General features: G+C 71.1%; 15 protein-coding genes. 9 read left to right on the top strand and 6 right to left on the bottom strand.

Features of this window, described 5'->3' with window-relative positions:
• Positions 1-112: 112 nt before the first annotated feature.
• Both ACQP10_RS20505 and ACQP10_RS20510 read left to right on the top strand, forming a co-directional pair.
• Positions 113-829 (top strand): recombinase family protein, encoded by a 717-nt coding sequence (locus ACQP10_RS20505; protein WP_390005219.1) that lies wholly within the window; start codon positions 113-115, stop codon positions 827-829.
• A 31-nt stretch (positions 830-860) separates the two neighbouring features.
• The gene (locus ACQP10_RS20510) at positions 861-1,868 is read left to right on the top strand and encodes an RNA polymerase subunit sigma-70 (RefSeq protein ID WP_433539501.1); all 1,008 of its coding nucleotides are present in this window, start codon (positions 861-863) and stop codon (positions 1,866-1,868) included.
• A 197-nt stretch (positions 1,869-2,065) separates the two neighbouring features.
• Here the strand turns inward: ACQP10_RS20510 and ACQP10_RS20515 are convergent, their stop codons facing one another.
• On the bottom strand, positions 2,066-2,650 hold the full coding sequence (locus ACQP10_RS20515) for a dihydrofolate reductase family protein (RefSeq protein ID WP_433539502.1): 585 nt from the start codon (positions 2,648-2,650) through the stop codon (positions 2,066-2,068).
• Positions 2,651-3,134: 484 nt separating this feature from the next.
• Here ACQP10_RS20515 and ACQP10_RS20520 point away from each other — a divergent pair, with 484 nt between their 5' ends.
• From ACQP10_RS20520 to ACQP10_RS20535, 4 genes are read left to right on the top strand one after another with little or no spacing between them, the layout of a single operon-like run.
• Positions 3,135-3,902 (top strand): ABC transporter ATP-binding protein, encoded by a 768-nt coding sequence (locus ACQP10_RS20520; RefSeq protein ID WP_399501019.1) that lies wholly within the window; start codon positions 3,135-3,137, stop codon positions 3,900-3,902.
• Positions 3,887-5,704, top strand: a complete 1,818-nt coding sequence (locus tag ACQP10_RS20525; RefSeq protein ID WP_433539503.1) for a hypothetical protein — start codon at positions 3,887-3,889, stop codon at positions 5,702-5,704. The genes ACQP10_RS20520 and ACQP10_RS20525 overlap by 16 nt, the downstream gene beginning before the upstream one ends.
• Before the next feature lie 19 nt (positions 5,705-5,723).
• The gene (locus ACQP10_RS20530) at positions 5,724-6,932 is read left to right on the top strand and encodes a sensor histidine kinase (protein ID WP_433539504.1); all 1,209 of its coding nucleotides are present in this window, start codon (positions 5,724-5,726) and stop codon (positions 6,930-6,932) included.
• Complete coding sequence (locus tag ACQP10_RS20535; protein ID WP_399501016.1) at positions 6,929-7,549, top strand: response regulator; 621 nt, start codon at positions 6,929-6,931, stop codon at positions 7,547-7,549. The genes ACQP10_RS20530 and ACQP10_RS20535 overlap by 4 nt, the downstream gene beginning before the upstream one ends.
• Before the next feature lie 113 nt (positions 7,550-7,662).
• Here the strand turns inward: ACQP10_RS20535 and ACQP10_RS20540 are convergent, their stop codons facing one another.
• Positions 7,663-8,886: a GNAT family N-acetyltransferase gene (locus ACQP10_RS20540; RefSeq protein WP_399501015.1), complete on the bottom strand. Its 1,224-nt coding sequence runs from the start codon at positions 8,884-8,886 to the stop codon at positions 7,663-7,665.
• 67 nt (positions 8,887-8,953) lie between these two features.
• Between ACQP10_RS20540 and ACQP10_RS20545 the strand changes: the two genes are divergently transcribed.
• On the top strand, positions 8,954-11,707 hold the full coding sequence (locus tag ACQP10_RS20545; protein ID WP_346021144.1) for a helix-turn-helix transcriptional regulator: 2,754 nt from the start codon (positions 8,954-8,956) through the stop codon (positions 11,705-11,707).
• An 88-nt stretch (positions 11,708-11,795) separates the two neighbouring features.
• Here ACQP10_RS20545 and ACQP10_RS20550 read toward each other — a convergent pair whose 3' ends face one another.
• Complete coding sequence (locus ACQP10_RS20550; protein WP_433539505.1) at positions 11,796-12,725, bottom strand: LysR family transcriptional regulator; 930 nt, start codon at positions 12,723-12,725, stop codon at positions 11,796-11,798.
• 157 nt (positions 12,726-12,882) lie between these two features.
• Between ACQP10_RS20550 and ACQP10_RS20555 the strand changes: the two genes are divergently transcribed.
• On the top strand, positions 12,883-13,104 hold the full coding sequence (locus ACQP10_RS20555) for a hypothetical protein (protein WP_433539506.1): 222 nt from the start codon (positions 12,883-12,885) through the stop codon (positions 13,102-13,104).
• A 31-nt stretch (positions 13,105-13,135) separates the two neighbouring features.
• Positions 13,136-13,711 (top strand): DoxX family protein, encoded by a 576-nt coding sequence (locus tag ACQP10_RS20560; protein ID WP_399501012.1) that lies wholly within the window; start codon positions 13,136-13,138, stop codon positions 13,709-13,711.
• Between the two features lie 49 nt (positions 13,712-13,760).
• On the opposite strand, the gene ACQP10_RS20565 is transcribed toward ACQP10_RS20560, so the two are convergent.
• From ACQP10_RS20565 to ACQP10_RS20575, 3 genes are all read right to left on the bottom strand, one after another.
• A complete protein-coding gene (locus ACQP10_RS20565) occupies positions 13,761-14,045 on the bottom strand; it encodes a hypothetical protein (protein ID WP_433539507.1) in 285 nt (94 codons plus the stop codon).
• A gap of 35 nt (positions 14,046-14,080) precedes the next feature.
• Positions 14,081-14,989: an NmrA family NAD(P)-binding protein gene (locus ACQP10_RS20570; protein WP_433539508.1), complete on the bottom strand. Its 909-nt coding sequence runs from the start codon at positions 14,987-14,989 to the stop codon at positions 14,081-14,083.
• 88 nt (positions 14,990-15,077) lie between these two features.
• The gene (locus ACQP10_RS20575; RefSeq protein WP_346021138.1) at positions 15,078-16,001 is read right to left on the bottom strand and encodes a zinc-binding dehydrogenase; all 924 of its coding nucleotides are present in this window, start codon (positions 15,999-16,001) and stop codon (positions 15,078-15,080) included.
• Positions 16,002-16,061: the final 60 nt, after the last annotated feature.

The following is a 16,061-nucleotide window of genomic DNA, read 5'->3' on the forward strand; positions in this document are numbered from 1 at the left end:
CCGTGCAATCCGGGGCTTCGCGACGACCAGGATCCAATCAGATCCGATGGTGATCACTGACAGGGTTTGACGACAGACAGGGCCCGATCCTCCGTACGGAAGGGGCCCCTCGGTGGCGAACCTGGTCTACAAGCGGGTCTCGATCGACCGGCAGTCGACCGCCCGGCAAGACCTCGTCCTGTCCGGGGCCTGCATCGAGGATCCGGTCGTCTTCGAGGAGGACGGCGGAACTTCCAGCCGCCTCCACTCCCCCCAGCGGCCAAAAGTGGTCGAACTCCTGGCCTACGCCCGGCCCGGCGACACCGTGCACATCTCTGAGACGTTCCGCCTCGTCCGCGGCGCCCAGCACATCCTCGATGTTCTCGACGTCCTCCACCGAGAGCGGCTGGCGCTGCGCATCCACGACGGCGCGTTCTCCGACAAGACCGCCGCCGGGATCCCCCTGAGCGTCTGCCCGTCGTCGAAGGCGACCAGGAGCAGCTTTTCTGAGTTCCTGGAAACCGCTGTGCGTAGCGGATACGGTCGGCCGGTGACCGACGACACCCTGCCTTCCACCGTTCCTGGGCTGCTGCGCACCGGCGTGGTCGCCGCTTTGAAGGAGCGGGGCTGGATCAGCTCCCCCGAGGTGGAAGCGGCCTTCGCCGCCTGGTGGTCTCAGTGGACATCGACCCGTTCGTCGTCGGACGACGGGGACCCCACCTCGACATCGAGGGTGTGCCCGACCCGGACACGTCCCCTGGATCGACCCGACCCATCCGGCCTGACGAACGGCCCGGTGTCAGCGGCTTCACCGCTCAGAAATCCTCCGCCACGTCGTCAGTTCTGGTAGCCCCTCGCCACCCGCGGAAGGATTGACGACCATGACCGACGCCAGAGTGCTGGGCGACGACGAGGCCACGTTCATCGCGGCGGCCCGCTCAAATGACGCAGCACGGCTCGCGCTCATCACGGAGCGCTACCGGCGTGAGCTGCAGGTGCACTGCTACCGGATGCTCGCGAACTACGAGGACGCCCAGGACATGACGCAGGAGACGTTCCTGCGGGTGTGGAACAAGCGGGAGTCGTTCAAGGGCCACGCCGCGCTGCGGACCTGGCTGTACCGGATCGCGACGAACGCCTGCCTCGACTTCCTGGAGAAGCGCAACGACCGCACACCCGTGCCCGCCGAGCTGCCGGGCGCGGGCTCGGAACTGCGCTACCTGCAGCCCTACCCGGACCGGATGCTCCCGGAGGACCCGCAGGAATCGGTGGTGGCGCGGGAGACGATCGAGCTGGCGTTCATCGTCGCCGTCCAGCACCTGCCGCCGCGGCAGCGGGCGGTGTTCATCTTGCGCGACGTCCTCGGCTGGCCGGCGTCGAAGGCCGCCAACGCCCTTGAGCTGACCGTCGCATCGGTGACCAGCGCACTGCAGCGGGCGCGCGTGACGATGCGCGAGCAGCTGCCCGACCGCCGCCTCGACTGGCGGAGCCCCGCCACGCACGAGCTGTCGGATGACGAGCGCGGCGTGGTGAAGTCGTACATGGACGCCCATGAGCGCAACGACCTCAACGGGCTGATGGCCCTGCTGCGCGACGACCTGCGCTTCGCGATGCTGCCCGAACCGGGCACCTTGATCGTCACGGCCAAGGACGCGGTGGACGGCTGGATCTCCGGTGGGCTCTTCCAGCGCGGCTGCGACGACTGGCGCTGCATCGCCACGACGGTCAACCGCATGCCTGCCGCCGTGCTGTACCTCCGCACCCCCGACGACCCGGAATACCGTTTGTTGAACATCGCGGTCCTGCACATCGTCGACGGGAAGGTCGCCGAGCTCACCGGATTCGACGTCACCGACAAACCATGGCTGAGCCTGCCCGCGACGCTGTGATCAGACAAGTCCCCATCGTCGACGAGTGCGGCGCGCGGGCCGGCGTCACCGTCGTCCCCATCTTCAGCGAGTCGGTCAACAGCTCACTCGGAACGCAAGGAAGGGCCGGGAAAAGGCTCCCTCATCGCCGAGGGTCACGGTGAGCACGCCAGGAAGGATTTCGACCTGGCCTTACGAGCCGAGCGTCCGGCCCGTGCTCATCGCCTCGTCTCGTATCGGGTCAGCACCACGCCGCCGGGAAATGTCCGCGTCTCGACCAGGTTCAAGTTCACCCAGCTGTCCAGCGCGGTGAAGAACGGCGTGCCGCCGCCCACCAGGACCGGCACGGTGACCAGCACGTACTCGTCGATCAGCCCGGCCCGCATGGCCGCCCCGGCGAGCGTCGCGCCGCCGATGTCCATCGGGCCGCCGTCCTCGGCCCTGAGCCGGGCGATCTCGGCGACCGCGTCGCCGGTGACCAGGCGGGTGTTCCAGTCGACCTTGTCGATCGTCGATGAGAACACCACCTTCGGCATGTCCCGCCAGCGGCGGGCGAACTCGATCTCCGCCGGCGTGGCGTCAGGCTGCTGGTCGGCGGTCGGCCAGTGGGAGCTCATCGTCTCCCACAGTTTGCGCCCGTACAGCGCCAGGCCCGTCGCGCCCACCCGGTCGGACCACCACTGGAACAGCTCGGCGCTCGGCGATGGGTCCGGTCCATCCCCCCCACCCCAGCCGATGTCGTCGCCGGTCGCGGTGATGTGGCCGTCCAGGGTCACGTTCATGCCGAAGATCGGTTTCCGCATCGTGCCGGCCTTCCGTGTGTCGATCTCACACGTACGGACGGGCGCGGCGCGGAAACCTAATCGGTGCGCGATCGGCGTCCGCGGGTGGTCCTCGCGTTCCGGACTCGGCACGGCGTACTCGGCGGGCTCGGGCACCGCCGACCGGATGGCGCAAGACCGGCCCGGTGTTTCTCACCGACCGCAAGGCGCGCCCCTCGGTGGCGCTGGTCGACGTCGACCCCCGCACCTGCCGCGCCCGGCTGTCGTACCGACGGGCAGCGGAGGTGTTCGAACAGCACACCACCGACCTACCGGGCGGGGGTCGGGGCGAGCGGAGCCGCGCCTGTTCAGAGGCTGGTCGAGCCGGCAGAACATGTGCCGCCGGACGTCGCCACGCACCAGCAGCTGCTTGCCCGCATCAACCGATCGGTTGATGCCGTGATCCACCACCCCGCTCCCCGTACGGACGATCCGTCACCCCCCGCCCCCGCGCGATTCTCAAGGCATGCCAACACACCGGGAGCCCGCCCTCCGCACCACCGGACTCCGCAAAGCCTTCGGCGACCACCTGGCCGTCGACGACATCCACCTCACCGTCCCCGCCGGATCCTTCTACGGCCTGGTCGGCCCCAACGGAGCCGGCAAGACCACCACCCTGGCCATGGCCGTCGGCCTGCTCCGCCCCGACTCCGGCAGCGCCGAGATCTTCGGCGTCGACGTCTGGCGTGACACCGTCCAGGCCAAGGGACTGATCGGCGTGCTGCCCGACGGCAACGCCATGCCGGAACGACTCACCGGCCGCGAGGTCCTCACCTACCTCGGCCTGCTGCGCGGCCTGCCGCCCGCCGTCGTCGCCGAGCGCACCGACGAACTCCTCCAGGTCCTCGAACTCGACTCCGCCGAGCGGACCCTGGTCATCGAATACTCCACCGGCATGCGCAAGAAGATCGGCCTGGCCGTCGCCCTCCTGCACGCGCCCCGCCTGCTCGTCCTGGACGAGCCCTTCGAGGCCGTCGACCCCGTCTCCGCAGCCACGATCAGGACCATCCTGCGCAGGTTCGTGGGCAACGGCGGCTCCGTGATCATCTCCAGCCACGTCATGGCCCTCGTCGAGCAGCTCTGCGACCACGTGGGCGTCATCTCCGACGGCCGCGTCGTAGCCGCCGGGCCGCTGGCCGACGTACGCGGCGCCGGAACCCTGGAGGACGCCTTCGTCGACCTCGTAGGCGCCCGCACCGGAGGGACGGAGGGGCTGGCATGGCTCACCTCCTGACCCCCGGGCCGGCCGCCCTGGCACAGCACATGATCCGCATGCGGCTGGCGCTCATGCGCAACTCCCTGCGCGGCGACAACGCCTCCAACCTCTACACCGGCGTCTCGCTCGGGCTGATCCTGGCCTTCGCGACGATCGCCGTCGCTGTCCTGTGGCCCGTCCACCTGCCGGTCACGCTGGCGGTCTGGCTGTCCGGCTGGATCTTCGGTCCCATCTTCATCGGGGGTGGCAGTGAAGCCCTGCGCCCCGAGTACTTCTCCATGCTCCCGACCACGCCAGGCCGGATCGCGGCGGCGCTGCTCGCCGGAGCCTTCGCCGGCCCCGCACCGGCGGTCAACCTCGTCGCCCTGATGTCGCTGCCGGTGTACGGCTGGCGCTTCGGCCCGGCAGGTGTGCTCATCGGCCTCGCGGCAGCGGTCATCACGCTCATCACGATGGTGATGATCTCCCGTGTGATCGTGGCCCTGATCGGCCTGTTCGTCAGATCCCGCGCCACCGCGGCAGCGGTCGGCGTGGTGACCGGAACCGCCGTCGCCCTGTGCAGCAACGGCTGGGCCCCGGTGGCGGCGCTGGGCGGCGCCGATACCGCCGCGTGGTCGCAGCTCTTCGTCCGCGTCCTGCCGTCGGGATGGGGCGTGGCCGCCATCGAGGCCCCCTGGCTCCTCGCCCTGGCCATCCTCGCGGCCAATGCCGCCGTGATCACCCTCCTCCTGGCCGCCTGGTCCGGCCTGCTCACGCGCCGCGTCGTCTCGGCCGCGCGGGGCGGAGTGCCACCCCGCCGGGGCACCCCGCGCCCGCTTCCTGTGGCGGCCGGTGCCCGGCTCGCGGCTGCGAAGGAACTGCGCGCCTGGTGGCGTGACCTGGTCCGCATCCAGCTCCTGGCCACCGCCCTGTCCTACGCCGTCGTCACGCCCCTCCTGCTCGTGACCATCGACGCCTGGGTCATGGTCCCGTTCACGGGTCTCATCGCGATCGTGATGGGAGCCGCCACCTCGGCCAACCTGTACGGCTCCGACGGCACCGCCCTGTGGCTCACCCTCATGACCCCCGGAGCCGAACGCGCCGACGTCCGCGGCCGCCAGCTTGCCTGGTCGGTCATCGTCGGCCCGGCCGCGCTCGTCCTCTCCCTGGCAGGCACCCTCATCAGCGGCCTGACCTGGGCCTGGCCGTGGGTCCTGGGACTGCTGCCCGCCCTGCTCGGTGGCGGCGCCGGGGTCATCGTCCTGCTAGCCGTCACCTCACTCGTCCCCGGCACCGACCCGCACAAGCGCGGCGGCAACCCGCTCAGCACCGGCGCCGACGAGACCGCCGAGACCAGCCTCGCCTGGCTCGTGCTCCTCGCGGTCCCCGCCACCGCCCTGCCCGCGGCCGGCGCCATCCTCCTCAACCCCTGGGCCGGCGTCGTCACCGGCGTGCTGACCGGCGTCCTCAGCGCCTGGGGCCTGGGCAAGATCGCCTACCGCAGGCTGGAGAGCCACGGGATCGAACTGCTCAACCTCATGAAGTACGGCCCGCCCCCCGAACCCGCCAAGCCCGCCACCGCCGATCTCCCCACCCACCACCGCATCGGCGTCACGATCAGCTACCTCATCGCCTGGCTCCCCCTGTTCCCGCAGGGCCTGGCCCCCCTGGTCATGAAGATCCTGGGTGTCGAGGAGCGCGTCTGGTTCCTGGCCCTGCACCTCCCGCCGGTCTGGCAGTGGCCGACCATCATCTTCATGATCGCGATCGGGCTGCTGATGTACGGCTACGCCATCCTCATCCCGATGCGTCTAAGCTCGTCCACGCCGGCTACCAGGTGAGAAGGAGGGTAAGCCCCGGATGAACGATCCCTTCCCCCCTTCCGTCTGGGAACGGCGCTTCGAGCGCGTCATCGAGATCGTCCCCTACCTCACCCTCGCCACCTCCCTGGTCATCAGCCTGGCCTCCCCCGAGCAGCCCCCGGGCGGGATCCCGCGCACCCTCGCGCTCACCGCCCTGGCACTGGTCTGGATCCTCGGCGCCCGCACCCTCCTGCCCGCCGCCGTTCGTGGGCGGCGGGTGGCGGTCACCGCGCACTTCCTCGGTGTCCTGGCCACCGCGGCACTACTGGCCTTCCACGACCCCATCTTCGTCATCTACTGCATATCCGGCTTCTTCCTGGCCGCCCACTTCGCCCCCTCCAAGTGGACCTTCGCCGCCGTCGCCGCCACCTCCTTCGTCCTGTACGGCTCGACGCTCGACTGGTCGCAGGCCACCATCCAGCTCGTCGCCTTCTACCTGGCGATCATCGCCGTGCAGACCGTCGCCATCGGCGGCGGCTCCATCGCCGGAATCAAGATCGAGGAACGCCAGCGCGTGTACCAGAAGGCGGTCAGCGACCTGCAGACCGCCCTGGAGGAGAACGCCGACCTGCACGCCCAGCTCCTCACCCAGGCCCACGAGGCGGGCATCCTCGACGAACGCCAGCGCATGGCCCGCGAGATCCACGACACCCTCGCCCAGGGCCTGACCGGCATCATCACCCAGCTACGCGCCGCCCAGCGCGTCGAGGACTCCGACACCCATGTCGCGCTCGCCCTCGACCTGGCCCGCGAAAGCCTCACCGAGGCCCGCCGTTCCGTCGCCGCCCTCCACCCCCACCAACTCGACGACGCCCACCTGCCCGAGGCGATGACCACTTTGGCGCGCAACTGGGCGCAGTCCACCGGCGTCGACCTGCACGTCGAGGTCACAGGCGACCGTATCCCGCTCAGCCCCGCCATCGAGGTCACCCTCTTCCGCGTCGCCCAGGAGGCCCTCACCAACGTCGCCAAGCACGCGGGCGCCACGCGCGCCGGCCTGACCCTCTCCTACACCGGCGCCGTCGTCCTGCTCGACATCCGCGATGACGGCACCGGCATCCACGTCCCCGGCGGCAGAGGATTCGGCCTCAGCAGCATGCGGCAACGCCTACGCGGCGTCGGCGGCTCCCTCGAAATCGAGAGCACGCCCGGCGAGGGCACCGCCGTCAGCGCCACCGTCCCCGCGCTCCAAGGAAACCCCCGATGATCCGCCTCCTCATCGTCGACGACCACCCCATCGTCCGTGACGGCCTGCGTGCCGCCTTCGAAGCCGAACCCGGCATCCACGTCGCCGGCGAAGCCGCCAACGGTCGCGAAGGCATAGAGCGTGCCGCCGCACTCGAGGTCGACATCGTCCTCATGGACCTGCGCATGCCCGAAATGGACGGCGTGACCGCCATCACCGCCCTGCGCCACTCCCACCCCCACATCAAGACCCTCGTCCTGACCACCTTCGACGCCGACTCCGACGTCCTGCCCGCCATCGAAGCCGGCGCCACCGGCTACCTCCTCAAAGACGCCCCCACCGACGAACTCCTGCGCGCCGTCCGCGCCGCAGCCGCCGGCGAGCCGGTCCTGTCCCCCTCTGTCGCCGGACGCCTGATGGGCCAGGTACGCAAACCGGTCAAGGCCGCCCTCACCGACCGCGAACTCCAAGTCCTCGCCCTCGTCGCCGACGGCGCCTCCAACCGCCAGGCGGCCGCCAAGCTCTTCATCAGCGAAGCCAGCATCAAGACGCACTTGCTGCACATCTACGACAAACTCGGTGTCCGCGACCGCGCCGCCGCCGTCGGTGAGGGCTACCGGCGGGGTCTGCTCAGCTAGCCGACCGACAACCCGCCTTACCGAGCCCACTCCGTCCACCTGCAGGAACGCCGCAGACGGTGGCTGGTGGAGCAGGCCTCACCCTTACACCCCCTCGGGGACGATCAACACTGTCAGAAGGCGGGGAACGCCCAGCCAGAGGGGTGGAACGGTTCCCGCTCGCCGCGGAAGGCGAGCGAGGCGGCGGCGAGCGCCCCTGGGCGCAGCTCCTCCACCCGGCCCGCGGCCGCCAGGGACGCCAGGGTGGTGCCGCCCAGGTAGGCCGCGCCCAGCTCGGCGGAGGTCAGGCGCAGGTCGGGCCGGTCCCGGGTGCGTTCGCAGATGACAGAGCCGCCGTCCGCCCGCAGGCGATGGCGCCCCGCGTTCCACGGGCAGAACGTGTCCTGCACCTCCAGGACCAGATCCAGCGGGGCCGAGTAACGGCGTGCCGTCAGCGCGCGGTCGACGTCCACCAGGCGGACCCAGAGGTTGTCGATCACGGTGGTGTGGGCCGCGCGCGGGTCGGTCAGCAGGTGCTTCAGCGGTTCGTCGACGGCGCCGTCGTAGGTGAGGCCGGCGTGGGCGTCGAGGTCGATGAGGTAGCGCCACAAGGCGGCGTAGGACTGCCTGGTGGTGGCCGCGACCTCGATGACCTGCGCCAGCCGCGGCTTGGACCGGTAGAGGGCGTAGCCGGTGACCTCGCCGCCGGGCTCGGTGTGGACGGCGAAGCGCAGTGCCGTCCCGCCGTCGCGCACGCGCTCGCCGTCGGCCAGCCTCGCCTCCCAGAATCTTTCCGTACGGTCGACCCAGCCGACCGCGGTACGGCGGGCGGTGTCGTACACCTTCTCCAGCAGCGGCCGAGCCCGCCGGCGGTCGAGCAGGCGGATCGTCCCGTCGCCGAGGTCGGTGCCGGGCCTGAGGGCCAGGAGCTTCTTGTCCGCCTGGATCTCGGCCACGTGGCTGGCGACGCCGTACCCGAAGCGGCCGTAGATCGTGGCCTCGGCGGCGTTGAGCGCGGCGATCGGCTCACCGCCTGATTCGTGCAGGTCCGTGAGCTGCTTGCGCATCATCGCGGTGAGGATGCCGCGGCGCCGATGCGTGGGCAGGACCGCGACGAGCGTGATGCCGGCGACGGGCGTCACCGCGCCGGGGATCGTCATGAGGCGGCCGTAGATCGACGCGCCGCCGACGATCTCCTCGCCGTCGTAGGCGGCGATCGTGCGTCCGGGCTCGATGGAGACGGCGGCGTTCCTGAGGCCGCCCTCGTACCAGTCCTGGCCGTAGGTCGTGGTGATCATGCGCGCCCACGCGTCGAGCTCGTCGGCGCGGATGGTCCGCAGGGGGTAGGTCGCTGTCATGCTTCGAGAGTGGCCGGGTAAACAGGCACCGCACATCGGGTGATCTCTGTATTTATATGCTGGCACGGTGGTGGCGGAGCGCGTGGTCAGCCCGGTGTTCATCGGCCGGGGCGAGGAGTTGTCGGCGCTGGCTGCGGCCCTGGACACGGCTGTCGGGCAGGGGCCGGCGGTGGCGCTGGTGGCCGGGGAGGCCGGGATCGGCAAGTCGCGGCTGCTCGCCGAGTTCGCGCGGTCACTGGGGCCGGGCGTACGGGTGGTCGAGGGCGCCTGCGCGGAGCTGGGCAGCGACGGCCTGCCGTACGCGCCGTTCGTGACGGTGCTGCGCAGGCTGATCCGGGTCGAAGGGGTGCTGCCCGGGCCGTACCGCCAGCTGGCCCGCTGGTTCCCGGAGCTCGGCGAGGCGGGCGACGCGGAAGGCGGCAAGCACCGGCTGTACGAGGAGGTCCTGACGCTGGTCGAGCGCGTGGCCGCGGACCAGCCGCTCGTCGTCTCGATCGAGGACCTGCACTGGGCCGACGCCGCCACCCGCGAGCTGCTCGGCTTTCTGGCCAGGAACCTGGCCCAGGCCGGCGTGCTCCTGGTGATCACCTACCGGCCATCGGAGACGGGCGACAGACTGCTCGGGCCGCTGCTGTCCGAGCTGGCCCGCCGCCCGCGCACCACCGCGCTGCGGCTGGAGCGCCTGGACCGGCGGGGCGTGGGCCGGCAGCTGGCCGCGATCCTCGGTGCCGAGCCGGACGCGGCCGCCGTACGCCGCGTTCATGAACGCAGCGACGGCAACCCGCTGTTCGTCGAGGCGCTCGCCCGCGCCGGCGAACGGACCCCCGACAGCCTGCGCGACCTGCTGCTGCACGGCCCGCGGTCGCTGCCGGGCCCGGCCCGCGAGCTGCTGGGCATCGCCTCGGCAGCGGGCGGCCGGGTCGGCCACCGGCTGCTGGCGCAGGTGGCCGGGCAGGACGGGGCCGCGCTGGACGCCCTGCTGCGTGAACTCGTCGACCGCGGCCTGCTCGTCACGTCAGGGGACGGCTACGACTTCCGCCATGCCCTGATCCGGCAGGCGGTGTACGAGGACCTGCTGCCCGGCGAGCGGTCGCGCCTGCACGCGCGCTACGCCGAAGCCCTGCGCGATTCCGGCGCCCACGCGGAGCTGGCCGCGCACGCCTACGCCGCCGGTGACCGCGGGCTGGCCCTGTCCGCCGCCTACCTGGCCGCGGGCCGGGCGCGCAGGTCCTACGCCTACGCGGAGCAGGTCCGCCTGCTCGACCAGGTCCTCGAACTCTGGGACCCGCAGGCGCGGCTGGGCGCCGACAGGATCGACGTCCTGACCGGCGCGGCCGAGGCCTGCATGCTCAGCGGCGAATACGCGCGCGGGATCGAGTACGCCACCGCCGGCCTGGCCGCCGTGGACGAGCGGCGCGAGCCCGAGCGGGCCGCCCAGCTGCTGGAACATCGGGGCAGGCTGCGGCACCGGCTGGAGGCGACCGGCGTCTCCGACTGGGCACGAGCCTTGGAACTGCTGCCCGCCACCCCCGACCACGTCCAGCGGGGGCGACTGCTGGGGGTACTGGCCATGGGTCTGCTGCCGGAGGTGAACAGGGCTCGCGAGCCGTTCGAGGAGGCGCTCGCCATCGGCCTGCGCACCGGCGATCCCACGGTGACCGTCCGCGGACTGCTGGGCGTGGGGTCCATGACGCGCGACCTCGGGATGCTGGCGCAGGCCCGCACGCTGGCCGAGCGGCTCGACGGCCACGACCTGCTCATGACCGTCCCCATGTACGAGGCCACCCTGCACACCAAGGCAGGCGACCAGCACCGCGCCATCGAGGCGGCCCGCGACGGCATCCGCCACGCCCGCCGGTACGGGCTGGGCCGCAGCCGCGGCGCCGAACTCGCGCGCCACGCCGGATACAGCCTGATCCTGGCCGGGCGGTGGGACGAGGCGGCCGCCGTGCTGGAGGAGAGCCTCCAGGAGGACCCGCCACCGCTGCCGCGGCAGGCCCTGCGCGCGCTCGCCGGCTACCTGGCGCTGCTGCGCGGTGACCTGGACGGGGCGGCCGACGCCGCGGCGGACGTGGAGCACACCGACAACGGAGGCATGTTCCCCCGCTATCGGCTGCTCTGCCTGCTCGCCGTCGCCCAGGGCGACCACGAGAGGGCCGACCTGCTTCTGGACCGGGCGCTGGCCGATCCGGCGCTCACCCGGATCTACACCAGCGACGCCCGGCCGGTCCTGGTCGCCGGCGCACTGGCGCAGCGCGCCCGGCTCGCGCACGGCGACGGCGAGAACCTGCGGGAACGGGTCGAGAAACGACAGGCCGAACTCTCCGCGGCCGATGCGGCGCTCGGCGTGGACGGGCCGCTCGACCGGGCTTGGCAGACCATGCTGCGCGCGCTGATCGAGGATGACGGCTGGGACCACGCCGCGGGTGCCTGGCGGGAGCTGCGGCAGCCGTACGAGCTGGCGCTCAGCCTGTTCCATGGCGCGCGAGCAGCCCTGGCGGCGGGCGACCGGCCCGGGTCGACGGACCGCCTCAACGAAGCCGCGCGGCTGGCCGAAGACCTGGGCGCCGCGCCGCTCACCCGCGAGATCGCCCTGCTCGGGCGGCCCCGACCGGCTCAGGGCGGGCTCACCGAGCGCGAGCGCGACGTGCTCAGGCTGATCGCCGAGGGGCTGAGCAACCGGCAGATCGCCGCCCGGCTGCACATCTCACCGAGTACGGCGGGGGTGCACGTCTCCCACATCTTGAGCAAACTGGGCGTCACGACCCGTACCGAGGCGGCGGTCATCGCCCACCGGCAGCAGCTCGTGGACAGGTCCTAGCGACCAGGTGCACCCGCGCAGCATCGGCGCCGAGATCCGCGCTGCCCACCGACGCCGGGAGCGGCGACCAGCCGAGGAAGCCGCGCGATCAAGATCTTTGCCGGTCCCGGCGGCCATCCGCGGATCGCTCGTCTTCGAAGACGCCGGGTCCGACCTGGCGGGCGGTGTGTGCGAAGGAGCGGATCAGGTCGGTTTCGGTGGCGGTACGCCACAGCAGCGCCCACCGCGCCGGAGGGGCGTCGTGGACGGGCACATAGACGATGTCGGGCCGGGAGTGGTACCGACCGGCATGGGAGTGCACGAGCGCGACGGCTTCGCCGTTGGACAGGATGGGCAGCATCTCGCTCTCGGCGGCCACGGCCGGCCCCACATGGATCGGCCGTCCGCTGGGAGTGTGGCTGGGGACGAGGGCCTCGCGCCAGTAGTCGGGTTTGGCGCCGCCGATGACGATCTCGTCGGCCAGGTCCTCGTACGACACCGTCCGCCGCTGGGCCAGCCGGTGGCCGGCTCCCACGGCGAGGACGACGGGCTCGACGCGGACGACCGGCCCCACGGTGAGGTCGGCCTCCCTGACCGGCAGCCAGGCGATCTGAACGTCGACCTCCCCGGCCCGCAGAGGCCCGAACGGGTCCCCGAATCCGACGTAGCGGATCTGTGCCTCACCTCCGGGATGCCGGGCATGGAACCCGTCGAGCAGCGGCCGGAAGTCCTGGACATTGCTGGAGAGCATGCCCAGGCGCAGCACTTCGGTCTTTCCGCCGGCCGCGCGGATGGCGCGCTGCAAGCCGTCGTGCAGGCCGCGGTACATCGGCCCGAGGTCCTCGTAGAGCTGCCTGCCTATCGGCGTCAGGGTCACGGCCCGGTTGTTGCGTTCGAACAGGGCGGCGCCGATACGGCGCTCCTGCTTCTTGATCGCCTGGCTGACGCGGGCGGGCGTCACGTGCAACCGCTCGGCGGTCCGGCCGAAGTGCAGCTCCTCGGCCAGGGTCAGGAAGATCTCGATGTCCCGCAGCTCCACACGTGCTCTTTCGTTGTTAAGTGAGAGGTTAAGGCACATTATCGGACCTGGCGTTGCCGCCGGTGCGGGCTTGCGGCCAGGCTGGAGGGCGTCCGGAAAATCACCGTTGGCCAGTGATGCTCGCCGGGCTCCCGAATTTCCGTTCCAGAAAGACGCCATGCACATCTTCAGCCCGGCCGTGTCGCTGAACGTCGCCGACATGGCGGCCTCCGGCAATTTCTTCACCGCGCATCCGGACTCTTACGAATCCGTGGCGGCCACGGGCTTCATGGCTCTCACCCGTCCCGGCAGCACCGACATGGTGGCCCGGCAGCCGCCGGGGTCGACCACCGCGCAACATCCCGGCTCGACCTCGATGAGTCCACAGAGATCTTTCTAGGCCAAACCAATGAGAAGGTATGGAAAAAGGTATGAGCCTGCACGTCAGTAACAACCCGCTCGACGTCAAGGACATCGAGCAGCAGCCCAAAAGGCGCGGAATGAGGTTCACGCTCAACGGCGTACTTTGGTCGCTGCAAGCATTGTTCGGCTTCTTCTTCGCCGGCAGCGGTTTCGGCAAGGTGCTGCTGTACGACGAAGCCCTGTACGCGGCGGCGCCCCAGGCCGTGGCCTGGTACGCCGCGGTGTCGCAGCCTCTGATCGTCTTCATCGGGGTCTGCGAGGTACTGGGCGGCGTCGGCCTGATCCTGCCGGCGATGGCGAAGGTCGAACCGATGCTGACGCCGCTCGCGGCCGCCGGCCTGACCCTGACGATGATTCTCGCGGCCGGTTTCCACATCATGCGCGGCGAGTACGCGTTGGTGCCCGCGAACCTCTTGCTCGGCGGCGTCGCGGCGTTCATCACGGCCGGACGATGGAAGCTGAGGCCCATCGCGCCCGCGAACATCACCACCTCACGCGCGGGCGGGTCGATCGCGGTCCTCGTCGCGGTGGCCCTGCTGACATTCGTCCCGACGTGGTACACGATGACCAACGTGCATTTCTGATACCTCGCCCGGCAAGGGGTTCGTCACCGGCAGCACGACCCGCCGTTTCTCACCCGACGCAAGCCGGCCATGGACACCCGTGGCGTACGACGGCCACCTCACCACCCTGCCGATGGGCCAGTACCTGGATCGCGCGCTTGGCGGGGACTACGTCGCGCCGGCGCTCACCAGCACCGCTGATCACACCGTCGAGATGTATCCCGATCCCGACGCCGCCCTCGGCTTCACCATCGCCGGCACCGCCCTCGCGCCGCCGGAGCCCGGCAGCGTCGAGGCCGCCGCCCTGGATGCCGGAATCGGCCTGGCGCTGGTGGACCTGCGCCGCGCCCGCCACTCCGAGGATCCTGCCCGGCCTGGAATCGCTGTGGATCAGGCCGTGGGTACGGCCGCGCGGACGAAGTCGGTCACCGAAGCCGGCGTGATCCGCGGGTACCTGGCGTTGTCGAGGACGTCGAACTTGGCCTTTCCGGTCACCATGCACCACTGGTACTGGAGAGCGACGTAGTCGAACGGGTTCTGCGTTCGGGCGGCTCGGCGTTCGATCTCCGCGCGCAGCTCGTCGGCGGTGCCGAGGTGCCGCAGTTTCAGGGTGCGGCCCGAGCCGCGCTGAACGGCCTCGTGGAACCGCCGCATCGACAGCACCTCACCGGCGAAACGCAGCGTGCCGGTGGCCTTCGAGTCCAGGGCGACGGCGGCGGTGTAGGCGGCGGTATCGGCCACCGAGGTCAGGTCGAGCGGCTGATCGGGGTCTCCCCAGTGCGACAGGGTGCCCCGATCCCAGTCGACCAGCCCCATGAAACCGACCATCACCTCGTAGAACGCGCCGTTGAGCACAGAGATCACCTCAAGCCCGGCGTGGGCGTACCCGGCGGCGGCCCGGCGACGCCAGTCGATCATGAAGTTGTCGCCGTCCTCCAGCTTGGTCACGTCGACGGCGAAGTCGGAGGGGATGAACCGGCGGGCACCGGCCTTCGCGGCGGCACGCGCCAGGTTGACCTGACCGTCCACGATCACTTCGGGGCCGCCTTGCACGGCCGAGATGACGGTGGCGGCGTCGCCGACGGCCTCGGCCAGCGCCTCGGCCGGGTCGGTGACGTCGCCTTCCACCACCTCCAGGCCGCGCGACCGCAGCGCGGTGAGCGCGGTCTTCTTGTCCGCGTCGGCACCGGGCCGCACCAGGGCCCGGACGGGCGCGCCCCGATCGAGAAGAGCGCTGATGATCTGGCTGCCGAGCAGTCCCGTGGCGCCGGCCACGAAGACCTCGGGGGAAGTGGACACGTCTACTGGCTCCTTGTTCGGAAACGAATCGGCACTTCACCCAGGCCGGTAACGGCTCTTGGGCGTCTTCGGGGAGTCCGCGCGGGACTCAGGGAATGAGCAGGGTCTTGCCGAGCGTTTCGCGCGCCTCGACGGCGGCGTGCGCGTCGGCTGCCTTCTCCAGGGGGAACCGCTGACCGATCACCGGCGTGAGCCGACCGGCGGCGGCCAGGTCGAGCACCTCGGTCACCAGCTCGCGGGCGAAGGCGGGCCGGCTCCAGATGAGGCCCGCGCTGAATCCGGTGACGGTCAGGCCCCGGCCCATCAGCTCCACGGGCGCGACCTCCAGCGGCGCGCCGCTGGAGAAGCCGAACACGACCTGCCGGCCGGAACCCGGGGTGAGCAGCCCGAACGCCTCCCGTCCGGGTGTCCCGCCGACGTGGTCGAACACCACCTCCACCGAACCGCCCACCGCCTCACGGACCCGGTCGGTCCAGCCGGGCAGCGAGTAGTCGACGACATGACCGGCACCGAGTCCGGCGACGAGGTCGAGCTTGCGTTCACCACGCGCCGCCCCGACGACCGTCGCGCCCGCCCGCGTGAGCAACTGCACCAGAACCGTGCCGACGGCACCGGCGGCGGCCTGGACCAGCACACGATCGCCAGGGGCCACCCGTGCCGCACGAATCAAGCCCTGGGCTGTGGCCCCGTACCGGTAGAGCGCGACGGCGTCGTGCAGGCCGAGCCCCGCCGGAATCGGGATGAGCGAATCGGCGGGTACGGCGGCCGTTTCGGCGTACCCGCCCGTCCCCAAGGTGCTGGCAAGGACCTGCGTGCCGACGAGGGCGGGATCGCCTCCGGGACCGACCTCGGCGACCTCTCCGGCGATCTCCTTGCCGAGAACGACCGGCAGGCCCGCGCCGCCCAGCGCGCCGCGCATCGCTCCCGAACGCACCTGGGTCTCCAGGAACTGGACCCCGACGGCGGCCACCCGTACGGTGACCTGCCCCTCCCCCGGCCGAGGTTCGGGCACCTCTCCGATGGTCAAACGGGCCGGTGGCCCGAATTCACGCAGCACGACGGCACGCATGGT

It is taken from the genome of Streptosporangium sandarakinum, assembly GCF_050942225.1.
GTDB classification, from domain to species: domain Bacteria; phylum Actinomycetota; class Actinomycetes; order Streptosporangiales; family Streptosporangiaceae; genus Streptosporangium; species Streptosporangium nondiastaticum.

Coding starts and splice junctions, on each gene's coding strand:
- ACQP10_RS20535 (WP_399501016.1), top strand. CDS start 6,929: ATGATCCGCCTCCTCATCGTCGACGACCACCCCATCGTCCGTGACGGC.
- ACQP10_RS20530 (WP_433539504.1), top strand. CDS start 5,724: ATGAACGATCCCTTCCCCCCTTCCGTCTGGGAACGGCGCTTCGAGCGC.
- ACQP10_RS20540 (WP_399501015.1), bottom strand. CDS start 8,886: ATGACAGCGACCTACCCCCTGCGGACCATCCGCGCCGACGAGCTCGAC.
- ACQP10_RS20520 (WP_399501019.1), top strand. CDS start 3,135: ATGCCAACACACCGGGAGCCCGCCCTCCGCACCACCGGACTCCGCAAA.
- ACQP10_RS20510 (WP_433539501.1), top strand. CDS start 861: ATGACCGACGCCAGAGTGCTGGGCGACGACGAGGCCACGTTCATCGCG.
- ACQP10_RS20525 (WP_433539503.1), top strand. CDS start 3,887: ATGGCTCACCTCCTGACCCCCGGGCCGGCCGCCCTGGCACAGCACATG.
- ACQP10_RS20560 (WP_399501012.1), top strand. CDS start 13,136: ATGAGCCTGCACGTCAGTAACAACCCGCTCGACGTCAAGGACATCGAG.
- ACQP10_RS20555 (WP_433539506.1), top strand. CDS start 12,883: ATGCACATCTTCAGCCCGGCCGTGTCGCTGAACGTCGCCGACATGGCG.
- ACQP10_RS20515 (WP_433539502.1), bottom strand. CDS start 2,650: ATGCGGAAACCGATCTTCGGCATGAACGTGACCCTGGACGGCCACATC.